Here is a 24,827-nt window from a genome sequence, read left to right as displayed (position 1 = left end):
TAAGAAAACATTTTCTAAAGCTTTGTGTTGTCTCTATAAGACTAACACAAAGAAATAATATTATTAACAGCAAAAGTGGTGCTGGCTACTGGTTAAGTTCATTTATTTTGGTATGAAGAGACCCTATATTCCAATCCTTATTGCATGCTTGCTATTATGTAACCTAGTTAAAGGGCAAGTATCGGCGGTACAGCAGAGCAAAGTAGATTCTATTAAGGAAGTGAAAGATAATGTAATTTATACCAAGCTTCAGATCAAAGGTTTATTTCAGGCGAGATATCTTGTGAGTGGAACAAAAGATGTGGATGTCAATGGACTGCATCACAGTGACGGGACGGGCACCGATAATAACTTTATGGTGAAGTATATGCGCGTGCAAATGCGTGCTCAAATTAGTAAGCGTACTGAGGTTGCTGTTTTGGCTAATCTTGCCGATTTTAAAAGCGATCCAAAAACAAAAGTACTTGAAAATGCTTATTTGAAATATACTTTTAGTCCCAAACTGGCCATTACTGTGGGGCAGTTTCGCCCGTGGTTTGGTATTGAGGAAACCTATCCCATCGACATTATCAAATCTTTAGACTGGTCAAATCAGTATCTCGAATTCGGCAAACTGGGCTGGGCCAGTTTTCAAATAGGTGTCGCTGCAACGGGGGAGACCAATCTCGGTGAGGTTCCTTTTAGTTATTCTTTGTCTGTCGTGAATGGAAATGGAAAGAATCAGGTGGTTGATATGGATAACGGTAAACAGTATGCTACTAGATTGGTCTTTGGACTTTCGAAGAGGTATGGTTTCAACCTGGGGATTAATGGGGGGATTGGTGAAGTCATGAAGCGGCAAGTACATGCATTTGGAGTCGATTTGACTGGTCATGTGAACTTAGCTAAACGCTGGAATCTGGATATGCAATTAGAGGCAAAACAAGCAATTAATCATAATTTGTATTATTCGTTGAATGAAAATACTCGTAGCTCTAAATTGAGTGATTACTTAGTTCGAGGAATTTATTTTCTTCCAAATTTGAGGTACGAAGTGAATTATTTCAATTTAAGTGCTTTCGAGCTATCTTGTCGTTACGAATACATTGATCCTAATTATAAGCTTCACGCAAATGCACACCAAACATACACGCCAATGTTTGGGTTAGAGTTTTTAAAGAATTATGGGGCAAGGATACAGTTGGGGGTGCAATTGGACCGATATAAAAAGCAAACTGTGAATACTTCTGAGTTCAATAAAAACTTATTTATCGTTCAAGTACAGAGTCGATTCTAACCAATTAAACTACATTTAACATGAAAGAAATCAGTATTAAAAATGTTGCCATTACTATTCTGGTAGCACTCATTTTATGGTTTATCCCAATACCGAAAGGCGTCCGTCCAGAAGCTTGGCATTTATTTGCAATTTTTGCCGCCACTATTCTCGGTATCATTCTAAAAGCTGCGCCCATGGGGACTATGTGTATGATGGCTATTGCGTTTACGGCACTCACTCAAGTCTTGGCTCCTGGAGATGCGGGTAAGTCCATTACTAAAGCTTTGACTGGATTTGGCGACAAAGTTATCTGGCTGATAGGAATCTCTTTTTTTATCGCGCGTGGCTTTATCAAAACTGGTCTGGGCAATAGGATTGCTTTTCTTTTCATTCGTGTTTTTGGAAAGAGTTCGCTGGGACTGGCTTATGGATTGGGTTTAGCAGATGTCTGTCTGGCTCCGGCTATCCCGAGCAATACTGCTCGTGGTGGAGGAATTATCTATCCAATTATGAAATCTATGGCGATTAGTTTTGATTCAGTTCCTGACAAGCCAGAGACACATCGAAAATTAGGATCTTATTTAACTTTAAACAGTTATTACATGAATCTGATCGCATCTTCCATGTTTTTGACAGGCACTGCGAGTAATCCAATGTGTCAAAAATTTGCTGCAAATCTCGGAATAGACATTACTTGGATGTCTTGGGCAGTTGCAGGGTTTGTTCCTGGTATCGTTGCTTTTTTTATTGTACCGCTTGTTCTTTATAAGTTATATCCACCTGAATTAAAAAAAACAGGTGACGCTCCTAGAATGGCTGCACAAAAACTGAAGGAGATGGGCCCAATTTCCAAAAACGAATGGTTAATGCTGCTGGCATTCTTTATTTTATTGGCATTGTGGATTTTTGGTGGCTCCTTTTCAATAGACGCTACAACAACTGCTTTCATAGGATTGACGCTTCTATTGCTAACTTCTGTATTGACTTGGGAGGACGTCAAGGCCGAAAAAGGTGCTTGGGATACAATTGTTTGGTTTGCTGTGTTAGTGATGATGGCTAGTTCTTTAAATGAACTTGGTTTCATTGGCTGGTTTAGTGATTTAATTAAAGTACAGATTGGTGATTTAAGTTGGCAAATTGCTTTTCCTGTCATTATTCTTGTTTATTTCTTTAGTCATTACATTTTTGCCAGTGCTACCGCCCATGTGGCGGCGATGTATGCCGCTTTGCTTGGCGTTGGCATTTCACTAGGTATTCCACCGATGTTACTGGCAATGATGCTCGGATTTCTGGGTTCTATCTATGGTGTCTTAACGCATTACGGACATGGCCCCGCACCTGTGTTCTTTGGAAGTGGTTATGTAGATTTAAAATCCTGGTGGCTGCGGGGAATTGAAATAGGCATTGTATTGTTGGTGATTTATATGGGGGTAGGTGGACTTTGGATGAAAGTTATAGGTTATTATTAAAATTAAGATCTTATTATGTTATCTACTTTAGCTAAAAAGATGCTCATGTGTCTGACGGGATTGTTTTTAGTATTCTTTTTACTGATTCACTTTTTGGGAAACTTGCAGCTCTTCTTGCCTCAGGAACAAGCGCATTTACAATTTAATGCTTACTCGCATTTTCTTTCAGGCAATATCTTGATTAAATTGATTTCTTATTTACTTTATCTAAGCATTATTTTACATGCTTTGGACGGGTTAATGATCACATTACATAATAAAAGGGCTGGAGCAAATTATGTGTCCGATCGCCGTGGGAGGGCGAGCAAGTGGTATTCGCGCAATATGGGAATTCTCGGAACCCTTATACTGATCTTTTTGGTTATCCATTTTCAAAATTTTTGGTATGTGTACAAATTTGGTGCTCCACCACTTGATGATCGGGGCAATAAAGATTTGTACATACTTGTCGTAGAGGTGTTTAAGCAATGGTGGTATGTGGTTATTTACGTATTCTCCATGGCTGCTCTCTGCTATCATCTTATTCATGGGATTCATAGTGCGATTCGAACTTTAGGCGTATTCCACCCCAAATTTGTTAAATGGTTTAAGATCATCGGTATCAGCTATTCTGTCATCATCAGCATTGGTTTTGCATTGATGCCTATTTATATATTTTTTACAGTAAAATAAGGAAGGGAATTCATGGCATTAAATTCAAAAATTCCGGGTGGACCATTGGATCAGAAATGGACGCTCTATAAAAAAACTGCCAAGCTTGTTAATCCTGCGAATCGTAAAAAGCTGGATGTTATCGTTGTGGGTACTGGGCTTGCGGGCAGTTCGATAGCTGCTTCGCTTGGCGAAATGGGCTATCAAGTAAAATCTTTTTGCTTTCAGGATAGTCCAAGAAGGGCGCATTCAGTGGCTGCTCAAGGTGGCGTAAATGCGGCGAAGAATTACAAAAATGATGGGGACAGTGTCTATCGCATGTTTGTTGATACGCTCAAAGGGGGAGATTTTCGGGCCCGTGAGGCCAACGTTTATCGTATGGCCGAGTGTTCGCTCAATTTGATAGACCAGGCGGTAGCCCAGGGCGTTCCCTTTGGCCGTGAATACGGAGGTTATCTGAATAATCGATCTTTTGGAGGTGTTCAGGTAAGCCGTACATTCTATGCAAGAGGTCAAACTGGGCAACAACTTCTTTTGGGCGCTTATCAGGCGCTTATGCGTCAAGTGGGTAAAGGTGCCGTACAGCTTTTCTCTAGGCACGAAATGCTCGATATTGTTGTTATTGATGGGAAGGCCCGGGGTATTATTGTTAGAAATCTCGACACCGGAGAAATACAACGACATGCTGCACACACCGTTATATTGGCCACTGGAGGCTACGGGAAGATTTATTATCTATCTACCTTGGCAATGGGCTGTAACGGCTCTGCAATCTGGCGAGCGCATAAAAAAGGAGCGTTAATGGCCTCGCCGAGCTGGATTCAGATTCATCCCACATCGTTGCCACAGTCTGGCGATTATCAATCTAAATTGACATTAATGTCTGAGTCTTTGCGTAACGATGGAAGGATTTGGGTTCCACTACATAGGGGTGAGACACGGGACGCGAACGCTATCCCCGAAGAAGAAAGGGATTACTATTTGGAACGGCGCTATCCCGCATTTGGCAATCTCGCGCCAAGGGATATTTCATCGCGGGCAGCGAAGGAACGCATCGATGCCGGCTTTGGCATTGGTCCGCTTAAAAATGCCGTTTATCTTGATTTTGCGAAAGCTATTCGAGAACAAGGAAAACAGAAAATACAAGAGAAGTATGGTAACCTATTTGATATGTATGAAAAGATAACCGGATATGATGCTTATAAAGAACCGATGATGATTTCACCTTCCGCACATTTTTCCATGGGTGGATTGTGGGTGGATTATGAACTGATGACAAGTCTAACAGGGTTATTTGCCTTAGGTGAAGCTAATTTTGCAGACCATGGCGCCAATAGACTTGGCGCTAATTCTTTACTTCAAGCTTCTGTGGACGGCTATTTCATTGCACCCTATACGATTGCAAATTATCTGGCAAACGATATCCATACGGGTAAAATTTCTACAGATCATATTGAATTTGTACGTGCAGAGGAACAGGTTAGGAAGCAAATTGATAGATTTTTGAAAATCAAAGGTAGGAAAACTGTTGATTATTTTCATAAAACACTTGGTAAAATACTTTATGATTACTGTGGGCTGTCACGAAATGAAAAGGGCCTTCGCTATGCAATTGGGGAGATTCAAAAGCTCAAACAGGAATTTTATAATGAGGTCATTGTTAGCGGTGTGGCTAGTACATTAAATACTGAATTGGAGAAAGCTGGACGAGTAGCGGATTATTTTGAAATCGGCGAACTGATGTGTTATGATGCGTTGACAAGGAACGAATCCTGTGGGGCACATTTTAGGGAAGAATACCAAACAGCAGATGGTGAAGCATTACGCAATGACGCGGATTACCAATTTATTTCAGCATGGTCTTGGAAGGGAGAAAGTGAACAACCTGAATTAGTCAAAGAGCCCTTGACTTTTGAAGAAATAGAGCCGACAGTAAGAAGCTACAAATAAAACGAACAATTATGGATTTATATCTTAAAATATGGCGCCAGAAGGATCGCAATGCCACAGGAAAGTTAGTGACCTACACTTTAAATGACCTTAATCCCCATATGTCATTTTTGGAGATGATGGATACCTTAAATGAGCAGCTCATTACGCAAGGCGATGACCCTATAGAGTTCGATCATGACTGTCGCGAGGGCATCTGTGGTCAGTGTGGATTGATGATCAATGGAATTGCTCATGGACCACTTAAACATACCACCACCTGCCAGCTACATTTACGTTCATTTAACGATAACGATACGATAACTATAGAACCCTTCCGTTCGGCTGCATTTCAGGTAAAAAAAGATCTAAAAGTGGATCGATCAGCATTTGACCGAATTATTTCTTCGGGCGGATTTGTATCCATTAATACTGGGCAAGCTCCAGATGCGACCGTTATTCCTATTGCTCACGAATTAGCGGAATCTGCATTTGACTCTGCTGCCTGTATAGGTTGTGGTGCTTGTGTAGCGACCTGTAAAAATGGTAGTGCTGCTCTTTTTACTGCTGCGAAGATTACGCATATGGCTTTACTTCCACAGGGTAAAGAAGAGCGTAGCTTGCGGGTTTTAAATATGGTAAGTCAAATGGATATGGAGTCTTTCGGTCACTGCTCAAATACGGAAGCCTGTGAGGTAGAGTGTCCTCAAGGTATATCCGTATTGAATATTGCACGTATGAATTTTGAATATAACAAAGCTTTGATTTTTAAGAAGCGGCAATGATCTTCATGAATGGTATTCTATAAAACTGGCACGATTGTTTCTTCAATCGGACTTTAAGTATACAATTTACTTCATAAAAAAAAGATGCATAGTTTATTGCATTGTATTATCGACATAGAGAAAAAGAATTTAAAATATTTTATGGACGAAAGAAGGGTTTTTTATACTAATTTTGGAAAAAGAAAGTCATTAAAGTTATAGCGATTGATATGAAGTGTAGCAGGTTGTTTGCCTTAATTTTCACATGTAGCGTGATGTTAAGTATGACGTCATGTAAAGATTTTTCAAATAAGGTTTTAGGAAAGGGGGATCTGAAAGATACAATTACAGAGCAATTAAAGGTTGAGGAAAAGATACCGCATTTGTTGGACAGATGGGATTCTCTTCAAAAAAATCAGATTCATTTTACGGTTGACAGTCTGCATCCTATTTCCGTAAGACAGCAAAAGCGTGAACTTAAAGATTCCTTGCGTAAAGCTTTTGATAGACACCCTAAACATATTTATTTAACTTTTGATGACGGTCCATTAATTGGTAGTGCTTTTATTGACTCCATTGCGAAGGAGAAAAATATCAAAGTTAGCGTATTCCTTATTGGTAAGCACGCCAATATGAGTAAAGGTAGGAAACGTGATCTTGCGCGATATGAATCAAATCCTCTTGTAGCGTGTTACAATCATAGTTATACACACGCAAATAATCAATATTCTAGATTTTATAATAACCCTCAAAAGGCTTTTGCTGATTTTGAAAAAAATGAAACAGATCTCAACTTGAAGCATAAAATCGTTCGACTTCCAGGAAGGAATATCTGGATCTATGAAAATGTTCGAAAGATCGACCTCAAGAACGGGGCCAGTACGGCGGATTTGCTTCATAAAAATGGATATACGATTTATGGTTGGGATGTGGAGTGGAGACTCAATAGTGTCACTGGAGCACCCATTCAGAGTCAAGAATCGACCTTAAGTCACATTAGGAATTATATGAACAACAAGAGTTCAATGGTACCGAACAATGTCGTTTTCTTGATGCATGATGATATGTTCCAAACGAAAAAGGGACAGCAGGAATTGTCTTTGTTAATTGATGCACTCAAAAGCGAAGGCTACCAATTTGAATTTATGCAAGATTATCCCATTAAGTATTAATTAAGCACGCTGGCATCAAAGGATTACAGCGTGTTTTAAATTGCCTACCTTTCTATTTGCTCTCCTGGAGTTTTTTTTCTTATCTCTTAATAAGTGCTGTTTAATTACTGCGGTATCCAGCAATTTTGGCTATTTTTATTAAATTAATTATAGATGTAATTAGAAGGCATGAAAAGCTGTCTTTTCATTTTATCTGCACTAATATAATTTCGATATTGTAAAGATGTTTTTATTCATGCAATCGCTTGTAAAGTTCTATGTTATAGGGCGGTCAAAACAACCTTAAAAAAACTTTTAAAGTCATTTTACGATCTGTGCGAAAAGGTGGCTTACTTATGAAATTTCAAATAGCTTATTTACAAACGTTTGTGTAAAATATGTTAAATAGTGTAAAAATAACACTTGTATTTTATCATAATTTTTGTAAATTCAAAATGAATATTCAATTATAAACCGCTGTCGTAAGATGCTAAACCGATAAATCTTATCACAGCAAAAAAAATAACTATTATAAATAGAATTTAAACATTAAACAGTTTTTATGATCAACTGCCATTATTTCTCAAATCAATGGAAGAGAGCGTTTTGGACTGGTTCGTTGTGTTCTTTAGTCACATTGAGTCCCCAATTCGTCGACGCTGCAACGTTTGCAAGCTATGGAATTTTCTTTCAACAAGAGTTAAGTGTTACCGGTAAAGTGACCGATGAAGCTGGAATGCCTATTCCAGGAGTGACCATTTCGGTAAGTGGAAGTAACTTAGCGACTAAAACCGACAACGAAGGTAAATACACATTGGATAAAGTGCCAAGTACTGGTACGCTCAATTTTCGAATGGTTGGTAAGCTATCTATGGATGAAGCTATAAAGGGAAGACGTATTGTTGACGTCATTCTACTCAATTCACAATCTAGTTTGGAAGAGGTTATCGTGGTAGGTTACGGAAAGCAAAAAAAGGAGACTGTGACTGGGTCTGTCGCGACAGTTAAAGGGAGTGATCTTGCCAAATCACCCGCATTAAACATCTCAAATGCGTTAACAGGCCGGGTACCTGGTGTCACAGCGACCAATGGGAGTGCTGAGCCCGGTTATGATGGATCTAACATCAAGATCCGCGGGACAAATACGTTAGGGAATAGCAGTCCTTTGGTGGTAATTGACGGTGTTCCGGCGCGTGAAGGCGGAATCGAGCGGCTTAATCCCCGTGATATTGAAAATATATCGGTACTTAAAGATGCTTCCGCAGCAATTTATGGCGCCCGTGCAGCTAACGGCGTTATTCTTGTCACTACGAAAAGAGGAAAAACAGGCAAGCCACAATTTTCCTACACTTTTAATCAGGGATATTCCCAACCTACAGTAATCCCCAAATTGACCACTGCTGCTCAATTTGCTGAAATTAGAAATGAACTTGAGATCTATAACCTATCGGTCGACGAATGGTCTGCAGCATATAGCGCAATAACGGATAAAGGGAGTTATATTAAAAAAGATGGTGGAGTATTAGATGCACCTTTTAAACCCGAGGATATCCAAAAATACCGCGACGGGTCTGATCCTTGGGGCCATCCAAATACAGATTGGTATAAGTCTACCCTAAAAGATTGGTCGCCGCAACAACGCCACAATCTTCAGATCAATGGAGGTACTGAGGATGTCAAATATTTGATGTCCCTGGGCTATCAAAATCAGGATGCATACTACAAGAACTCCGCCACAGGCTATAAACAATATGATTTGCGAATTAATCTCGATGCTAATATAAGTCAATATATAAAAACGCAATTCGGCGTATTAGGGAGACAGGAAAATCGCAATTTTCCAACAAAAACTGCTGGTACAATCTTCAGAATGCTCATGCGCGGAAATCCCACTCAACCTGCAATTTGGCCAAACGGTATGCCAGGGCCAGATATAGAAAACGGTGAAAACCCCGTTGTTATCACTACTAATGCCACAGGATATGATAGGGACAAACGCTATTATTTCCAAACGAATGGACAGGTTGAAATAACTAATCCATGGGTTGATGGTCTGAAGCTAACACTGAATGCATCTGTAGACAAATATGTGAAAAACCAAAAAACGTGGGTGATACCTTGGACATTATATTCGTGGCAGGGTGCATATGAAGCTGATGGGGAAACACCACAACTGGTCCCTGGGCGACGTGGTCCTGCGGATCCGAATCTGAATCAAAGCAATGAAGATCAATTAAACATCTTGCTTGGTGGTATTTTGAGCTTTGACCGGAAATTTGGAAACCATCAAGTGAATGCCATTGCGGGTATCAATAGAGAAACAATTGATAACGATAAATTCAGTGCTTATCGCCGCTACTTTCTTTCCAATGCGATTGATTATCTTTTCGCCGGCGGGGAACAGGAAAAAAATAACGACGGTGCGGCATGGAAGCGCGCTCGTCTAAATTATTTTGGTCGGTTTGGTTATAACTATAAAAGTAAATATATCGCCGAACTCTTGTGGCGTTACGACGGTTCTTACATGTTTCCTGAAAAGGAGCGATTCGGGTTCTTCCCTGGGGCAATGGCTGGATGGGTCGTGTCAGAAGAAAATTTCTGGAAGGAAAATGTACCTGTAATTAATTATTTTAAAATCCGTGCTTCGTACGGCCAGATGGGAAATGATAACATCTATTATGATGATAAATTACAAGAATATCAATATTTTTCCACGTATTCTTTTGGAACGTATATCGTAAATGACAAGTTAGCCAAGTCTCTTTACGAAAGTCGTGTACCAAATGAAATGATTACTTGGGAAGTAGCCAATAATTACAATCTCGGATTTGATTTTCAGTTTCTTCAGGGCAAGTTGAACTTGGAATTTGACATCTTCAAAAACCGGCGTAATTCAATTTTATGGCGCAAAAATGCGTCCATACCGCAGAGTACAGGAATGACGCTCCCAGCCGAGAATATCGGTAAGGTCGATAATAAAGGATGGGAGTTTAATCTCGGTTATCATGGTAAAGTCGGGGAACTTGGTTATACTGTAGGCGTTAACGGTGGGTATGCGAAGAATAAAATTATCTTCTGGGATGAGGCACCAGGAGCGCCAGCATGGCAGCAGAGTACAGGAAAGCCAATAAAAACTGATATCTATTATATCTATGATGGCGTATTCAAAGATTTAAATGATATTGCAAACAATCAGTTAGATTATAGCGCCATAACAAAGACTCTACGTCCTGGTGACATGAAGTACAAAGATTACAACGGTGACGGAAAAATCACACCCGATGATAAAGTTAGACGCGATAAAAATAGTGATCCAACATTTCAAGGCGGTTTCAATTTTAGCCTTACCTATAAAGATTTTGACTTATCGGTATTATTTCAGGGGGCTACAGGCGGAGAGATCCGTGTCGGTACAGATGAGTCTGGATCTATTGGAAATTTTGTGGAGGAATTCTACGAAAACCGCTGGAGTATCAGTAACCCGAGCAGTGTATATCCACGTTTAACAGACCGCGGTAATCAATATTATTCCTATAATAACACGTATTGGATGCGAAGTACAGATTACCTCCGACTTAAGAATGTAGAATTAGGATATAATCTATCCTCTAGTATATGCAATAAAATTGGTATAGGCTCATTGCGTTTATTTGCGAATGGAATGAACCTCATTACTTGGAGTAAAATCAAAATGTATGATCCGGAAGCTGTGAATGCATTAGGACAATATTATCCGCAAGCAAGATTAATCAATCTGGGCGCGTTGTTATCGTTTTAATCAACCCGAATTTAAAAGAAAAAGAAGATGAAAAAGATTACAAATATATCACTCATGCTACTTGTATTATCTGCAACATTACACGCTTGTAATGATGATTTTGTAAGTACAAAGCCACTTAGTGAAGTGCCACAGGAGGTGGTGTGGTCAGACGCGGGCTTATCAGAAGCTTTTGTGACTGAAATTTATAATGGATTTGGAGTAGGTGGATTTTATGAACAGCAAATGGCTTCGATGACAGATGAAGCACTATTCACCCATCCAAACCGGGGAATAAATACAGTTACTGAATCGCGCTCGAATCCTGCCGATCAGGGCTATATTATGGAAACTTATGAATATGGGCGCATGTATACACGCATCCGGGCGACTAATATTGCGATTTCTAATTTAACAGAAGCCAAATTTGATAAAACAAAGGCAGATAAACTTTTAGGGGAGGCCTATTTCTTACGTGCTTATTATTATCAGCAGTTGTTACGTTACTATGGCGGAATACCGATCGATAATAAGATCTATACGCTGAACGATAAAGATTACATGGTTCCTAGAAATACCTATGAGGAATGTGTCGATGCCATAGTTAAAGATCTTGACAACGCGGCTCAGCTTTTGAAAGGGGCATCTCAAGTAAAAGGACGGGCGAGCGAAGCTGCTGTACTGGCATTAAAATCAAGAGTTTTGTTGTATGCCGCTAGTGACCTTCACGATGCAAATAAAGCAAAATCAAAATCTACATTATTAGCAGGATATAAAAACCCAGAATACCTAATGTATACCACAGGTAATCAAACAGATCGTTGGACAAAAGCAAAGGCCGCTGCCAAGGCTGTCATTGATCATAGCGAATTTGCCTATAAACTTGATTTAAATCAGCCTGTTTCGGCTGCTGATGGAGCGATTAATTACATGGCTCTTTCCTTAGGAGGGGGGAGTAAAACAGTTGACTTTACGGCGGCTAAAGACATTATTTTGGGGCGATTTTTTATCGATGAAAAAGATGAACGCGGTGGTTGGGTAGGTCGCGACAATGGACCGAATGGCTACCACAATTGGGCTGGAAATACGCCAATACAATTGTTGGTAGATGATTACGAGACGATTGCCGGTGAAAAGTTCGATTGGTCAAATCCAACTATGGCAGCTAATCCTTATCAAAATCGTGATCCGCGTTTGAAGGCAACTCTATTGTATGATGGTGCAGACTGGAAACCTCGAACAGCTGATGTTGCCGCCCGGGATAAGGTAAACCAGATTCAGACAGGGCAATATGAGGTTGTTAATGCACAAGGTCAAAAAACCACACATTTTGGTCTCGACACAAGAAAGAGCCCTATTGAAGATTGGAATGGCTCCCGAACGGGCTATTATATCCGTAAATTTACTGATCCAGATCCTACAATGGAAGACCAAAATACAAGACAACGTATTCCATGGCCGATGTTTCGTTATACGGAAGCGGTATTAAACTACGTCGAGGCATGTCTGGAGTTAGGTGAGGAAGGCGAGGCTAAAATATGGATGAATAAAGTTCGGTTTAGAGCTGGAATGCCTGCAATACCTAGTAGTGAGAGTGGAGCGGCGTTAAAAGCACGCTATCGAAACGAACGTCGTGTAGAGTTAGCTTATGAGGAGCATCGCTTCTTTGACGCAAGACGTTGGATGATAGCTGCAGAAACAATCGGCCGGAAGGCAAATATTATCAATATTACTGGAACTCTTAAGGCAGGCAAAAGTGTGACACAATACAAATACGATCCAAGCAGTTACACCTATAAATATGTTGTATCGGATATTGATCCAGGAATTGAAAACCGAAACTGGGATGACAAGATGTATTTTACATCTTTGCATCGGGACGAGATTAATAGAAATACGAAATTAATTCAAAATCCCGGATATTAATTCAGAAAGGCCTTCATTATAAATGGAGGCCTTTTTAACGTTATTTCTTAGGATGATTCATTTTGGGTAATAATCCGGTCACAATACCAATCAATGGGAGGTAGGCGCAAATGCTAAATACGTGCTCAATGGAGGTACGGTCTGCTAACCACCCCAATAGAGCAGAACCAATTCCCCCCATTCCAAATGCAAAACCGAAAAATAAGCCAGCGATCATGCCCACTTTCCCCGGGATGAGCTCTGTTGCATAAACTAGGATTGCTGAAAAAGCAGAGGAGATTATAAGGCCAATTGATATTGAAAGGATAATTGTCGCTTCAAGACCTGCATGTGGTAAAAGTAGCGTAAACGGTGCGGCACCGAGAATCGAAACCCAGATAATGAGCTTTCGACCGTAACGATCTCCTAATGGTCCGCCTAATATTGTTCCCGCAGCAACCGAGGCGAGAAATACAAAGAGGTAAATTTGAGATTCCTGAACTGAAACATGAAACTTATTGATCAGATAGAAAGTGAAGTAGCTGGTCATCGAGGCCATGTAAAAATATTTGGAAAAAATCAGCACCAATAGAATCCCCAAGGCAAAAATTATCTTTGATTTTGGTAGTTTCGATGTTGGCTGATTTGCCGGTATAACCTCTGTTTTAGGTTTGAGATGAATTTGATACCACTTCCCAACGTAGGTCAATATCACGACTGCAACGATTGCCAATACGCCGAATAAGCCAATGTAATTTTGACCAAAAGGAATTACAATGAGTGCTACAAGGAGGGGCCCAATGGCACCACCTGCGTTTCCACCAACTTGAAAAATGGATTGTGCAAGACCTTTTTTTCCACCTGAAGCTAAATGTGCTACACGTGAAGCTTCAGGATGGAATATAGAAGATCCCATGCCAATGAGACTTACAGACAATAGAATATACAGGAAGTTTGAAGCAAAAGAAATACAAATTAACCCCATCAATGAGAATAACATGCCAATGGCTAAGGATCTAGGTGTGGGATTTTTATCGGTATACAAGCCAACAAATGGCTGCAAGATAGAAGCCGTCAGTTGAAATACCAATGTTATAATACCAATTTGTGTAAAAGTAAGCGCATAATTCGATTTTAGCATCGGATATACCGCGGGAATGACAGATTGAATTAAATCGTTGAGCAGATGTGATGCACTGATGGCAAATAAGATTGGGTACACGGTGCCGGAACTATTCCAAGAACCACGTTGATTTAAGGTTTTAATTTTTAGAGGACTTTTCATCAGGTCATCAGATGTTTGTTGCTAAATTGATAGCGGATTGTTAAATTTGATTTTGAAAATTATTATTAAGTAATTATAGTTGTTTTATAATTCGATTAGCGATGTCGACCGCCCGTTTGACATCCCTATCTTTAATCGCCAACATTAACTCTTCATGTTGTTTTTGAGATGATAGGAAGGGAGTGGTGTCTTTATATATGGACATAAAGAACTTATTGACATGCACCGATAATGTTGTATATAGTGCTGTTAAAATGCCATTTCCGCAAGATTCTGCAATTGCACTATGAAAAGCTATATCAGCTTCGACACAGGCTATCAGATTATTCAACTCTGCATATTTTAGTCTATTCTTTAGCGCCGAAGCCATATCTTTCAGCCCCTTAGTTGTCCTATTCACTGCAGATTTTTCAATAATTCTAATCTCCAATACTTGCCTAACTTCGAAGATATCATCAAAATTTCCTTTTTCAATTTTGGCATCCAAGGCGTGATGTCCTATTGAACTCTTCACAAATGTTCCCAACCCCTGTTGTACAGTTAGATAGCCAGACTGGCACAAGTATTTAACAGCTTCGCGAATTGTTGATCTACCCACAGCAAATTGCTTCATTAATTCAGGTTCCGTGGGAAGTTTTGACTCTACCGGAAAAGTGCCCATTTTGATTTTTTCTTCAATTGCAGTAGCAACTTCCTCTGCTAGCGATTTCCTTATAATAGCATCATTCTTCATATAATCACATCATCTGATGATTGCAAAGTTAGTAGAATTTGTTTTACAATTAGTTCAGAAGTGGAAAAATTTTTGGGACAGGTGAATTGCGCCACTTTTTTCTTAATTTGCATCCATGTCAAATCAAGCTAGTAATTATCAGTTATTTTCTACTGATATTTTGGCACTTTGGAGAAGCCAAAATGTTTCTTATATCAAAGTGGAGGAACTATCTGTTGTTAATGGAGTCACCTTTTTTGAACTTATACCAGATTCGGAACTGTTGGATGGGGGAGGGCTTGACACCCTTTACCCTATAGATTCTGAAGATGTTGAAGATATGATTGTTTTCAACAAGGATATTAAATTTGTCGTTCATGGTATTTACCTGGATGAAGATTAATCAGCTTTTTTTATTCATGATCGGTCAATATTTTTATTGCCGATCATGAAAATTAGGTGATCTGATTGTACAAGACCTAGCTCTTCATATTTAATCTTTCTTCCTGAAGATCCAATAAACGAAGGTGCTTCTTAATAATTTCTTCGTCTAGTAAAAGCTCCTCACGATTTTTATTGATAAGCCACATGCGTTGCGTTTCAAGAATGTCAATATATATTTTGCGATATTCTGCATAATTAATGATAATTTCAGAGCTCCGCAATTGATTTTCATACTTATCCAACTGATCCTTTAAGGTCGGAAAATTTTCAATTTTGTCGGCGTAGTCATTTCGAATTTTATCGACAGCAACTTGAGCTAGCCTATTCTGAATTTCATAATCGATTTCCTTCTCGCTTCGGACAAAATCTCTATCTACTAATTTGATTGTTCTTAATATAAAAGGAAGTGTTAATCCTTGAACGACTAAGGTTAAAAGAATGACGACAAATGTGATAAAAAGAATAAGGTTTCTTTGTGGAAAAGGGGTACCATCCGCCAGTGTTAAGGGAATAGACAGAGCTGCCGCCAGAGAAACTACACCACGCATTCCGGTCCAACCAATAATCATTGGAGTTTGCCAACCTGGTGATTGGGCATCGGCGACTGTTATGAAATGTTTCATTACTAAAGTGGTGATTACCGCAGCATATCCAGCGAAAATTCTGACGAGAATAAGGACTATTGTTACGGCTACACCGTAGCCAATCGCGGTAGAAATATTGGTGTCTCCCAATCCCGAAACAATTTCAGGTAAATCTAATCCGATAAGCATAAAGACAATACCATTCAATAAAAAGCAGAAGCTTTCCCATACTGTTACAGTGCGGATTCGGGATGCGCTACTCAAAAAGTCGTGGCTGCGATAGGATAAAAATAATCCGCCACTTACCACTGCCAAAACGCCGGAAGCGTGAAGTTGTTCTGCGATCAAATACATGGAGAAAGGCGCTATGAAAGTTAGCAATAAGTCTGTATTTGAATCGGTGGGCAAAAGTTTGTGCATTTTAAGGAAAACATATGCGATTGCAAGCCCTATTGCTACACCGCCAACGCACATCCAAATAAAGCTTCCGGCAGCTTGGTACAATACAAATTGTCCTGTAGCTGCGGCGATCATTGCGAATCTGAAGATTATTAATGAGGAAGCATCGTTCAATAAACTTTCACCTTCCAGAATGGAAGCCAATCTTTTGGGTACTTTTACGAATTTTAAAATTGCACCAGCACTAACCGCGTCAGGCGGTGAAACTATTCCTCCCAATAAAAATCCAAGTGCTAAGGAGAATCCTGGGATAAAATAGTTAGCAAATACGGCAACCGATAAGGCTGTAAAAAAGACCACAACGAAGGCAAAGCTAAATATAATCCTACGCCATCGCCACAGTTCTTTCCATGACGTTGACCAAGCAGCCTCGTACAAAAGTGGAGGTAAAAAAATAATAAATATTAATTCGGGCTCTATTTTTATAGTAGGAACTCCTGGTATAAAACTAATTACAAGTCCGGCTAATACAAGTAAAACGGGGTAGGCAACCTGAATTTTTCTCGCCAGTAAGATCAGCATCGTGATCAATAGGAGCACAAATAGATAGAATTCAAAATTTTCTAACATATATAAACTTTAGGTATATAAATATAAATCAAATTTCCAAAATTCTTTCAAAAAAGAGGGCTGATCTGCTTATTGAAAATTGGAAGAAATATTTCTTGAAGACTGTCGCATCTTTTCCTATTTTTGTTAGAAACAGAAAAAAGATGGAGAACGAAGTGATCGGTTTGAAACGAGTCGCAACACTATGTATCTTGAGAAATAAAGATAAATTCCTATTATTAAGACGCTTAAAAGAACCCAACAAGGATATGTACGTTCCTGTTGGTGGAAAAATAGACCCCTTTGAAAATCCTGATGCGGCTGTTGAGCGAGAGGTAATCGAAGAAACAGGTATCCATATAACTTCAAAACAGTTTCGTGGTATTTTGACAGAAACTTCTCCAGTTAATTACAATTGGATCAGTTACGTATATGTATCAGACATCGAATTTGTCGATGTACCGTATTGTAATGAAGGAGATTTAGAATGGGTTTCAGCAGCGGATTTATCCGCTATTCCGACGCCAATAACCGATCTCTATATCTATGATTATGTGGCAAAGAAAAAGCATTTCGCTCTTAATGCTACCTATGACTCAGCCGTAAACTTGACGGGACTATGGGAGCAGTATAGCAATACTAAGCTTATTTAGAATGTTTTAATTGAATAAGAAAAATGACTGTTAATAAAGACGCGATTAAAATCATTGCCTTTGATGCTGATGATACATTATGGGTAAATGAACCCTATTTTCAAAAAGCAGAACATGATTTCTGCGCACTGTTAGAGAACTATCTTCCGCAGCATGCAATTTCGCAGGAACTATTTAAGACGGAAATGAACAACCTGTCGCTTTACGGATATGGCGTAAAAGGTTTTATTCTTTGTATGATAGAAACTGCCAGCCGTATTTCTGCTGGCCAACTGCCTTTGAGCATAGTAAACAAAATTATAGAAATTGGACAGTGTTTATTAAAAATGCCGATTGAATTATTGGATGGCATAGAGGATACGTTGGTACAACTTAGTGCACATTACAAATTGATTGTAGCGACAAAGGGCGATCTGTTGGATCAGGAAAGAAAGTTGAAGAATTCGCCTCTTCAAAAATATTTTCATCATGTTGAGATTATGAGTAACAAAAAAAGTGAGGATTATACGAAATTATTAAGCAAAATTGAATGTCCGGCCGAGAATTTCATGATGATAGGAAATTCAATAAATTCCGATATTCTACCCGTTTTGGAAATTGGCGGACAGGCAATACATATTCCGTATCACGTAACGTGGTCCCATGAACAAGCAAGCGATGAAATAAAGCCGAGTAGTTTTCTACAGATAGACAGTTTAGATCAATTGCTACCAATCTTGCTTTAGTTAAAGATATAGATCTCGTTAAGCGTTTGTTGTAAAATCACTTTTTTTAACTTGAAGGACCCAACTAATATCGCCATTCAATAGTTAAATTTCCGTTTGTAGATTGGTCGTTTTAATAACATTAAAACAATGAAGATACTTCATTGTTATTAGAAAACATTATTAACCGGTCACATGGAAACAATTAGAAACGTAATCATTTTCCTTTTTTTCTTAATTTTTTTAGGCTGTAAGAGTAATCAGCAAAAAGGAGATGTTGTATATTTCGGCGGAAATATTGTTACGATGGAAGAGGATTTTCCGGAAGCAGAAGCTCTAGTATTAAAGGAAAGTAAAATCATTTTTGTTGGAAGCCAAAAGGAAGCGTATAACTACATAAAAGACAATACAAAGCGAATTGATTTAAAGGGTAAAACCCTACTTCCTGGTTTTATTGATGCTCATGGGCATATCACTTCAAGAGCCGGGATGGAACAAGCAATAGATCTTTCTCCAAGCCCTTATGGAACCGTAAATTCCATGCCGGATCTTCAAAAGACATTAAAAATGGTAATAGATCGGATGAAACCCGGATCTGTTGCGCCAATATTGGGAAACGGCTATGACGATGCTATTATGCATGAACATCGTCATCCTACCCGTCAGGAACTAGATGCGGTTAGCACTACACATCCTATTATTGTCATCCATTCTTCTGGTCATGCGAGTGTTGTTAATAGCGCTATGCTAACCTTGCTAAATATTACAGAAAACGTCAAGGATCCAGAGGGAGGGCATTACGGGCGAAGTTCCGATAATCGCTTAAATGGTAAGTTGGAAGAAAATGCCTCCTTTGCGGCATTAATAAAGCTGACAGCCTTGTTGCCCAAGCCCAGAGAGGCTAAAGACGAACTATCTCAATCGCTTAAAGATTTTGTTAAAGCGCAAGACGAGTGGCTTAGTTATGGTCAGACAACGATCTGCGACGGGCGTTCGATGGGAGGGAATATTGAACTCTTAAAAGAAGCCGCTTCAAAAAATCTTCTTAAGGCAGACGTGATCTATTTTCCAGATTTCGAAGCCAACAAGTCAGATTGGAATTCCTTTAAATCTAATTATATGATATACGAAAAGCGTTTGAAATTTGGCGGTTTTAAATTTTCAAACGATGGTTCTCCGCAGGGAAAAACAGCGTGGTTAACAGCACCCTATCTCGTTCCTCCACAAGGCCAGTCGACAGATTATAAAGGCTTTCCAATATTTTCGGACGAAGCTCTATACAATGATCTGAAAACAATATTTTCACACGATATTACGGCGCAACTCCACGTCAATGGTGATGCGGCTATTGATCAGGCGATTCGGGTGATCGAAAAACTGAAAAATAAAGGGGTTTACAAGCCCGAACTCAGAGCGACGTTAATACACGTGCAAAACAGCAGACCTGATCATATCACTAAGATAAAAAAAATTGGCGTTATACCGTCTTATTTTTCATCCCATGTATATTTGTGGGGCGACTGGCATTATCAAAGTGTTTTTGGCCCAAAACGTGCCTCTTTTATAAGTCCCGCGCAATCAGCAAAAACTGCTGGAATACTTTTTACTATCCATCATGATAGTCCTGTAACACCACCTGATTTAATGACTGGGGTGTACGCCGCTGTCAACCGTATAACGCGGAGCGGAATGGTATTAGGGCCAGGAGAACGTATTAGCGTATGGGATGCGTTAAAAGCAATTACGATAAATGCGGCGTATCAATACCAAGAGGAAAAAAGTAAAGGGTCTCTGAAGGTAGGGAAGTTAGCCGACCTGGTTATTTTGAATCAGAATCCGTTAACAATAGATCCTCTAAAATTAAGAGATATCATCGTTGTAGAAACGATCAAAGAAGGCAAGTCAGTTTTTAAGCGAGATTTAGAGAACCCTTTTAATTCTCTTTAACGTAATCCTCCTAGTGATGCCTTTTACCTCTTTGGTGGTAGGGCACATGTTTAGCGAGGTTTTGTGCAACCTCATTACTGTTGGAAGATATGGATGAATTAGCATACTGCAACGAAACAATATCTGCAGCATCTATGTCTGGAAGGTTTTTGATTTGATTGTGCCATTTAGGTGGATAGGATAGATTGCTCTTTTCGTGTTGATGGTCTTTCTCCGTATTGATATTTACAAATCGTTTTTTCCAACGGCTGTAAATAAATGCAGCAACACCAGCTGCTGCTGTGATCATTAATCCAATTCGTGTATTCATTGCTCTGATTTTTTTATTAGTTGAACAGTTCCTCAGTTCAAATTGTTCAAAAAACTTTAAATTGATGTTACCAGAGATGACACATCTAGATCGACATGATCCCCTCTTAAACCATACAAATGAGTCAATGTAGGAGGTATACGCCTGAAATCGTACAGCAGATTTGCTGGATTTGCTCAATTTTTGTATCATTGGGAAGATCATAACCAATGCAGCAACTTAAGTCTTTTTTATACGCGTATCTCAACCTTTTTCTTCTCCTTTTCATAGGTCATTTTTCGGCTTGGAGCCAGGTCAATACTTATGCGTTTAAAACCTTAACTTCTGACCAAGGCTTGGTTCATAATCACGTCAACTGTGCCTTTAGAGATAAGAACAATTACCTGTGGTTTGGTACCGAGTCTGGACTGAGCCGATTTGACGGGGTACAATTCACAAATTTTCGATATTCTGCCAGTAAGCATACAGGCTTGAGCGGAAATGTGATTACAGCGATCTTTGAGGGGCCGGAAGGCAATGTGTGGATCCGTACCAACAACGGAATGGATGTGTATGATCAGCGCTTGGGCATAATCTGCCAGGACCTTGATTCCATACTGAGGAGCTTAAAGTTGCCCGTTAAAGACGTATACACGATAAGGCCGCTGGATGGGCAGACCTTTGCACTATTGTATAACGATCGTTCGCTGGTCTTGTACGACGCCCCGACCAAAACCTACCGCAATGTGCCACAGTTGACCAAGAATAGCCGAATTGCTGATGTGATAGTGGGGAAGGACCAGAAGATCTGGGTAATATACGAAAATGGCCTGCTGGCCTACATCGATACAAAGTCACTGCAAAGTATCAAAACCAGTTTATTGCCGCTCATTAATAAAACGGTAAATTATAATCTATTTGCCGATCAAGAGGGCGTCATATGGATATTCTCAAAGGATATTCCAATCGGCGTATACTGGCTTGACCCGAAAGACGGGGTAATTCGGCATATTCAAAAAGAACTGTCCAATCCCTTTGTAGGCAATATCGTGCAAGACGATAAAGGAAATCTCTGGCTAGGCACAGATCATGGTGGTATCAATGTATACAATAAGAAGACGAATAGTATCGAAATCATTGGCAATGATAAATATGAATTACGAAGTCTGCCTTATAATAGTATAACGTGCTTATATCGGGATAAGTCAGGCATTATATGGACAGGAACCTATAAAGGTGGCATCAGTTATTATCATCCCAACCTGTTGTTATTCTCCTTGATCAAAAACTATCCCGGGCTTCCCAAATCACTTCCCTTTGACGATGTCAATAAGTTTGTACAGGATCGCAGGGGCAATCTCTGGATCGGGACAAACGGTGGTGGATTGCTCTATTATGATATCAGTCAGAAAACATTTAAGCAATATTTGCATGATCCTCAGGATCCCAATAGTTTGAGCAGCAACGTGATTGTTTCCTTATTGCTGGATGCGGAAGACAGGCTGTGGATAGGAACTTATCGAGGTGGTATGTGTCGATTTGACGGCAAAAGTTTTAAGGTTTTCCATCGTGACCCGGCACCTGGAAAATTGAACGACGATAGTGTTTGGGAGATCTATGAAGATAGTCAACATCGGTTTTGGATAGGAACCCTAAGTGCCGGCTTGTACCTGTTTGATAGAAAAACAGAGCAGTTTTCGAAAACGTATTCTCGGCAGGGCCAAACCATCAACAGCAATTATATCTCCGTCTTATTTGAGGATTCGAAAAAAAGGCTCTGGATCGGCACAGCTACGGGGTTGGAATTATTGGGTCCCGACGGTAGGATCAGCTATATCAATACCTCCAGTTCGCCCATGAAACTCATGAATGATCTGATTTATGATATCAAGGAGGACAAAACCGGTCGCATCTGGATAGCGACACAAGAGGGATTGCATGTAATCGACGGGACGAAAATAAGCTGTCTCACACAGCAGGATGGGCTCAGCGACGATGCGATCCTGGCACTATTGGTCGATAACCAAGGGGATATTTGGGCTTCAACAAACAAAGGACTGTCGGCGATTGTCGGCAAAGGACAGGCAGAGAAGTTTATCATCCGCAATTTTACACAGGAATCGGGCCTCCAGGGGAATGTATTCAATGAAAACGCCGCTTTAAAAATGCGGGACGGAAGACTTGTCTTTGGTGGACCAAAGGGATTCAATTTTATCGACCCCACAAAAATTAGCCACGAAAGTGAACTGGTCTTACCCCTTTTGTCCAATCTTTATTTATTTAATAAGCGGGTCGCCGTGGGTGAGGAATTTTCGGGCCGGGTCATTTACGATCAAGCCCTGAATAATCTCAAGGAACTGAGCCTTCCATACAATCTAAATGCTATTTCACTGGAGTTCTCTACTTTTGACTACCTGCAACAGCATAATGGACTCTACCAATATCAGCTCGCCGGTCTAAGTGATGAATGGTTTGATTTTGAACCGGGGACCATGCGTGCCAATTTCACCAATCTAGACACCCGCAGCTACAACTTATTTATTCGGCATGCCATCGATACGAATAGCTGGTCGGAGGGTGTACTGCTCCTGAAAATCGATATACAGCCGCCTTTTTGGCGTTCTACCTGGGCTTTTTTTTTCTATGCCTGTCTAACGCTGGTCGTTCTGTGGGCCTATTTTTATTTGACAAAACTACGTGTCAAGACGCGTAATCAACTTTACCTCGCTCAGGAACAGGCTACACAGGCAAAGGAGCTGGATGCTTTAAAAACACGTTTCTTTACCAATATAAGTCATGAATTCAGGACTCCGATCAGCTTGATCCTAACTCCAGCACAGCAGTTGTTGGATGAAGAACAGCATCCAGAAAAAAAAGCTGACCTAAACTTAATCAAGAAGAATGCCGACCGCCTGCTTAAATTGGTCAACCAGCTGCTGGACTTTAGAAAATTGGAGAAAAGTGAGCTGGAACTGAACGAGGAGTATGGAGACCTCATGGGATTTATCCGCGAACAGCTCGATGCCTTTGCCGGAATGGCCCAAAGCAATCAAATCTCCCTACAGGTTAATATTGCCCAAGACACATACCCGTCCTGGTTTGACAAAAACAAACTGGAAAGCATTATTTTCAATTTGATGTCAAATGCGATCAAGTTTAGCCCCGTATCCGGTATTGTGGCCTTCAATGCCGAAGTAACTGAACAAGAAGCAGGAAAGGTACTGCTTATTGAGGTTCAAAATCAAGGTACAGCCATTCCCGAAAACTTACAATCCTGCGTTTTTGAACGTTACACGCAACTGGCTGTACCAAATGGAAAACTGAACCAGGGCACGGGTATCGGTCTTTCTATTGTAAAAGACTATGTAGAATTCTTGGGTGGAAATATCCGGTTGAGCAGCAATGCGCAATGGACGACATTTTATGTTCAACTACCTTTAAATAAGGTCGCAAAGAGCACTGACCCCGTCGTAAGCAACAAGCTGGATAAACCCGCTATTTTATTGGTCGAAGATGATATTGACTTCCTTCACTACCTGGAACGGACCCTAAGGTCAACCTACGTAATCCACTCTACAAAAGGTATCAATGAGGCGAAATTGATTTTAAGCAAGCAACAAGTTGATCTCGTCATCACCGATCTCAGCCTGCCCGGGGAGAGTGGGTTGGATCTTTGCCGCTACATAAAAGCCCAGGCTAAGCTGGTCCATATCCCTGTGCTGATTGTAACGGCGGTAGTCAATCAGAAAATTGAACTGGAAGCCTTGCAGGCCGGTGCTACAGATTACATCAACAAGCCTTTTAATATCAACCTGCTGCGTTCCAAATTAGCGCAGATACTCAATCAGCAGCAGACGATGGTAAAACGGTATAAAAAACAGATTAATGTCAATCTGGCACAGCCCGATATCGCATCTGCTGATGAACAGTTTATCCGTGCGCTGGTAAAGGAAATTGAACAGGATCTCAGTGACTCTTCGCTTTCTGTCGAACTGCTTGCGAAAAGAATGAACCTCACCCGCGTAGGGCTTTATAAAAAGGTGCTTGCCATCACAGGTTACTCACCGATGGAATACATCCGACATATACGGCTCAAGCGTGCCATGCATCTGGTTCAGAACTCGAAATTATCGATGGCTGAAATCGCTTATGAAGTTGGATTCGGAAATCCGAAACAATTCAGCAAATATTTTAAATCTGCATTTGGTAATCTGCCGTCTTTTTATCGAAAAAGCTTATAAATAAGTGGATTATCGATGGTGTTGCCCGCGAGTATTTCCGCATAAGTTAACAAAGTAACCCCTAAAAGTTAACAAA

General features: G+C 40.1%; 17 protein-coding genes. 13 read left to right on the top strand and 4 right to left on the bottom strand.

The genetic code is table 11. From position 1 onward, the window contains the following. Nucleotides 1-112 precede the first annotated feature (112 nt). The 8 genes from J2X77_RS17260 to J2X77_RS17225 all read left to right on the top strand — a co-directional run bounded on the left by J2X77_RS17260 (nucleotide 113) and on the right by J2X77_RS17225 (nucleotide 12,905). Nucleotides 113-1,276 carry a porin gene (locus J2X77_RS17260; protein WP_209579480.1) on the top strand — a complete coding sequence of 388 codons (1,164 nt, stop codon included), beginning with the start codon at nucleotides 113-115 and terminating at the stop codon, nucleotides 1,274-1,276. A gap of 20 nt (nucleotides 1,277-1,296) precedes the next feature. Next, on the top strand, nucleotides 1,297-2,727 hold the full coding sequence (locus J2X77_RS17255; RefSeq protein ID WP_209579482.1) for an anion permease: 1,431 nt from the start codon (nucleotides 1,297-1,299) through the stop codon (nucleotides 2,725-2,727). Nucleotides 2,728-2,742: 15 nt separating this feature from the next. Beyond that, nucleotides 2,743-3,399: a succinate dehydrogenase cytochrome b subunit gene (locus J2X77_RS17250; protein WP_209579484.1), complete on the top strand. Its 657-nt coding sequence runs from the start codon at nucleotides 2,743-2,745 to the stop codon at nucleotides 3,397-3,399. 12 nt (nucleotides 3,400-3,411) lie between these two features. Further along, nucleotides 3,412-5,328, top strand: a complete 1,917-nt coding sequence (locus tag J2X77_RS17245; RefSeq protein WP_209579485.1) for a fumarate reductase/succinate dehydrogenase flavoprotein subunit — start codon at nucleotides 3,412-3,414, stop codon at nucleotides 5,326-5,328. Nucleotides 5,329-5,339: 11 nt separating this feature from the next. After that, complete coding sequence (locus tag J2X77_RS17240) at nucleotides 5,340-6,092, top strand: succinate dehydrogenase/fumarate reductase iron-sulfur subunit (RefSeq protein WP_209579487.1); 753 nt, start codon at nucleotides 5,340-5,342, stop codon at nucleotides 6,090-6,092. Between the two features lie 263 nt (nucleotides 6,093-6,355). After that, nucleotides 6,356-7,243, top strand: a complete 888-nt coding sequence (locus J2X77_RS17235; RefSeq protein WP_310081789.1) for a polysaccharide deacetylase family protein — start codon at nucleotides 6,356-6,358, stop codon at nucleotides 7,241-7,243. Nucleotides 7,244-7,784: 541 nt separating this feature from the next. Then, entirely contained in the window at nucleotides 7,785-11,000 is a 3,216-nt protein-coding gene (locus tag J2X77_RS17230; RefSeq protein WP_209579491.1) for a TonB-dependent receptor, read from the top strand. Nucleotides 11,001-11,027: 27 nt separating this feature from the next. Then, nucleotides 11,028-12,905 carry a RagB/SusD family nutrient uptake outer membrane protein gene (locus tag J2X77_RS17225; RefSeq protein WP_209579492.1) on the top strand — a complete coding sequence of 626 codons (1,878 nt, stop codon included), beginning with the start codon at nucleotides 11,028-11,030 and terminating at the stop codon, nucleotides 12,903-12,905. Between the two features lie 40 nt (nucleotides 12,906-12,945). Here J2X77_RS17225 and J2X77_RS17220 read toward each other — a convergent pair whose 3' ends face one another. Further along, complete coding sequence (locus tag J2X77_RS17220) at nucleotides 12,946-14,169, bottom strand: MFS transporter (RefSeq protein WP_209579494.1); 1,224 nt, start codon at nucleotides 14,167-14,169, stop codon at nucleotides 12,946-12,948. Nucleotides 14,170-14,242: 73 nt separating this feature from the next. Beyond that, nucleotides 14,243-14,902, bottom strand: a complete 660-nt coding sequence (locus J2X77_RS17215; protein ID WP_209579496.1) for a FadR/GntR family transcriptional regulator — start codon at nucleotides 14,900-14,902, stop codon at nucleotides 14,243-14,245. 115 nt (nucleotides 14,903-15,017) lie between these two features. Here J2X77_RS17215 and J2X77_RS17210 point away from each other — a divergent pair, with 115 nt between their 5' ends. Beyond that, complete coding sequence (locus tag J2X77_RS17210; RefSeq protein WP_209579498.1) at nucleotides 15,018-15,284, top strand: hypothetical protein; 267 nt, start codon at nucleotides 15,018-15,020, stop codon at nucleotides 15,282-15,284. 76 nt (nucleotides 15,285-15,360) lie between these two features. On the opposite strand, the gene J2X77_RS17205 is transcribed toward J2X77_RS17210, so the two are convergent. Further along, entirely contained in the window at nucleotides 15,361-16,938 is a 1,578-nt protein-coding gene (locus J2X77_RS17205) for a Na+/H+ antiporter (RefSeq protein WP_209579500.1), read from the bottom strand. 143 nt (nucleotides 16,939-17,081) lie between these two features. Here J2X77_RS17205 and J2X77_RS17200 point away from each other — a divergent pair, with 143 nt between their 5' ends. From J2X77_RS17200 to J2X77_RS17190, 3 genes are all read left to right on the top strand, one after another. After that, a complete protein-coding gene (locus tag J2X77_RS17200; RefSeq protein WP_209579501.1) occupies nucleotides 17,082-17,570 on the top strand; it encodes an NUDIX domain-containing protein in 489 nt (162 codons plus the stop codon). 23 nt (nucleotides 17,571-17,593) lie between these two features. Continuing rightward, nucleotides 17,594-18,295 (top strand): HAD family hydrolase, encoded by a 702-nt coding sequence (locus tag J2X77_RS17195; protein ID WP_209579503.1) that lies wholly within the window; start codon nucleotides 17,594-17,596, stop codon nucleotides 18,293-18,295. A gap of 174 nt (nucleotides 18,296-18,469) precedes the next feature. Continuing rightward, nucleotides 18,470-20,221 (top strand): amidohydrolase, encoded by a 1,752-nt coding sequence (locus J2X77_RS17190; protein WP_209579505.1) that lies wholly within the window; start codon nucleotides 18,470-18,472, stop codon nucleotides 20,219-20,221. 10 nt (nucleotides 20,222-20,231) lie between these two features. On the opposite strand, the gene J2X77_RS17185 is transcribed toward J2X77_RS17190, so the two are convergent. Beyond that, nucleotides 20,232-20,531 (bottom strand): hypothetical protein, encoded by a 300-nt coding sequence (locus J2X77_RS17185; RefSeq protein ID WP_209579507.1) that lies wholly within the window; start codon nucleotides 20,529-20,531, stop codon nucleotides 20,232-20,234. A gap of 209 nt (nucleotides 20,532-20,740) precedes the next feature. On the opposite strand from J2X77_RS17185, the gene J2X77_RS17180 reads away from it, so the two are divergent. Further along, on the top strand, nucleotides 20,741-24,751 hold the full coding sequence (locus J2X77_RS17180; protein ID WP_310081782.1) for a two-component regulator propeller domain-containing protein: 4,011 nt from the start codon (nucleotides 20,741-20,743) through the stop codon (nucleotides 24,749-24,751). The last annotated feature ends 76 nt before the right edge of the window (nucleotides 24,752-24,827 follow it).

The organism is Sphingobacterium sp. 2149, assembly GCF_031455655.1.
Lineage (GTDB): Bacteria > Bacteroidota > Bacteroidia > Sphingobacteriales > Sphingobacteriaceae > Sphingobacterium.
The sequence above is the reverse complement of the archived record's forward strand: the minus strand, read 5'-3'. Positions and strand labels throughout refer to the sequence as shown.

What these genes read in the sequence shown, in the direction of transcription:
- J2X77_RS17260 (WP_209579480.1), top strand. Translation starts at nt 113, where the DNA reads ATGAAGAGACCCTATATTCCAATCCTTATTGCATGCTTGCTATTATGT.
- J2X77_RS17255 (WP_209579482.1), top strand. Translation starts at nt 1,297, where the DNA reads ATGAAAGAAATCAGTATTAAAAATGTTGCCATTACTATTCTGGTAGCA.
- J2X77_RS17250 (WP_209579484.1), top strand. Translation starts at nt 2,743, where the DNA reads ATGTTATCTACTTTAGCTAAAAAGATGCTCATGTGTCTGACGGGATTG.
- J2X77_RS17245 (WP_209579485.1), top strand. Translation starts at nt 3,412, where the DNA reads ATGGCATTAAATTCAAAAATTCCGGGTGGACCATTGGATCAGAAATGG.
- J2X77_RS17240 (WP_209579487.1), top strand. Translation starts at nt 5,340, where the DNA reads ATGGATTTATATCTTAAAATATGGCGCCAGAAGGATCGCAATGCCACA.
- J2X77_RS17235 (WP_310081789.1), top strand. Translation starts at nt 6,356, where the DNA reads ATGACGTCATGTAAAGATTTTTCAAATAAGGTTTTAGGAAAGGGGGAT.
- J2X77_RS17230 (WP_209579491.1), top strand. Translation starts at nt 7,785, where the DNA reads ATGATCAACTGCCATTATTTCTCAAATCAATGGAAGAGAGCGTTTTGG.
- J2X77_RS17225 (WP_209579492.1), top strand. Translation starts at nt 11,028, where the DNA reads ATGAAAAAGATTACAAATATATCACTCATGCTACTTGTATTATCTGCA.
- J2X77_RS17220 (WP_209579494.1), bottom strand. Translation starts at nt 14,169, where the DNA reads ATGAAAAGTCCTCTAAAAATTAAAACCTTAAATCAACGTGGTTCTTGG.
- J2X77_RS17215 (WP_209579496.1), bottom strand. Translation starts at nt 14,902, where the DNA reads ATGAAGAATGATGCTATTATAAGGAAATCGCTAGCAGAGGAAGTTGCT.
- J2X77_RS17210 (WP_209579498.1), top strand. Translation starts at nt 15,018, where the DNA reads ATGTCAAATCAAGCTAGTAATTATCAGTTATTTTCTACTGATATTTTG.
- J2X77_RS17205 (WP_209579500.1), bottom strand. Translation starts at nt 16,938, where the DNA reads ATGTTAGAAAATTTTGAATTCTATCTATTTGTGCTCCTATTGATCACG.
- J2X77_RS17200 (WP_209579501.1), top strand. Translation starts at nt 17,082, where the DNA reads ATGGAGAACGAAGTGATCGGTTTGAAACGAGTCGCAACACTATGTATC.
- J2X77_RS17195 (WP_209579503.1), top strand. Translation starts at nt 17,594, where the DNA reads ATGACTGTTAATAAAGACGCGATTAAAATCATTGCCTTTGATGCTGAT.
- J2X77_RS17190 (WP_209579505.1), top strand. Translation starts at nt 18,470, where the DNA reads ATGGAAACAATTAGAAACGTAATCATTTTCCTTTTTTTCTTAATTTTT.
- J2X77_RS17185 (WP_209579507.1), bottom strand. Translation starts at nt 20,531, where the DNA reads ATGAATACACGAATTGGATTAATGATCACAGCAGCAGCTGGTGTTGCT.
- J2X77_RS17180 (WP_310081782.1), top strand. Translation starts at nt 20,741, where the DNA reads ATGCAGCAACTTAAGTCTTTTTTATACGCGTATCTCAACCTTTTTCTT.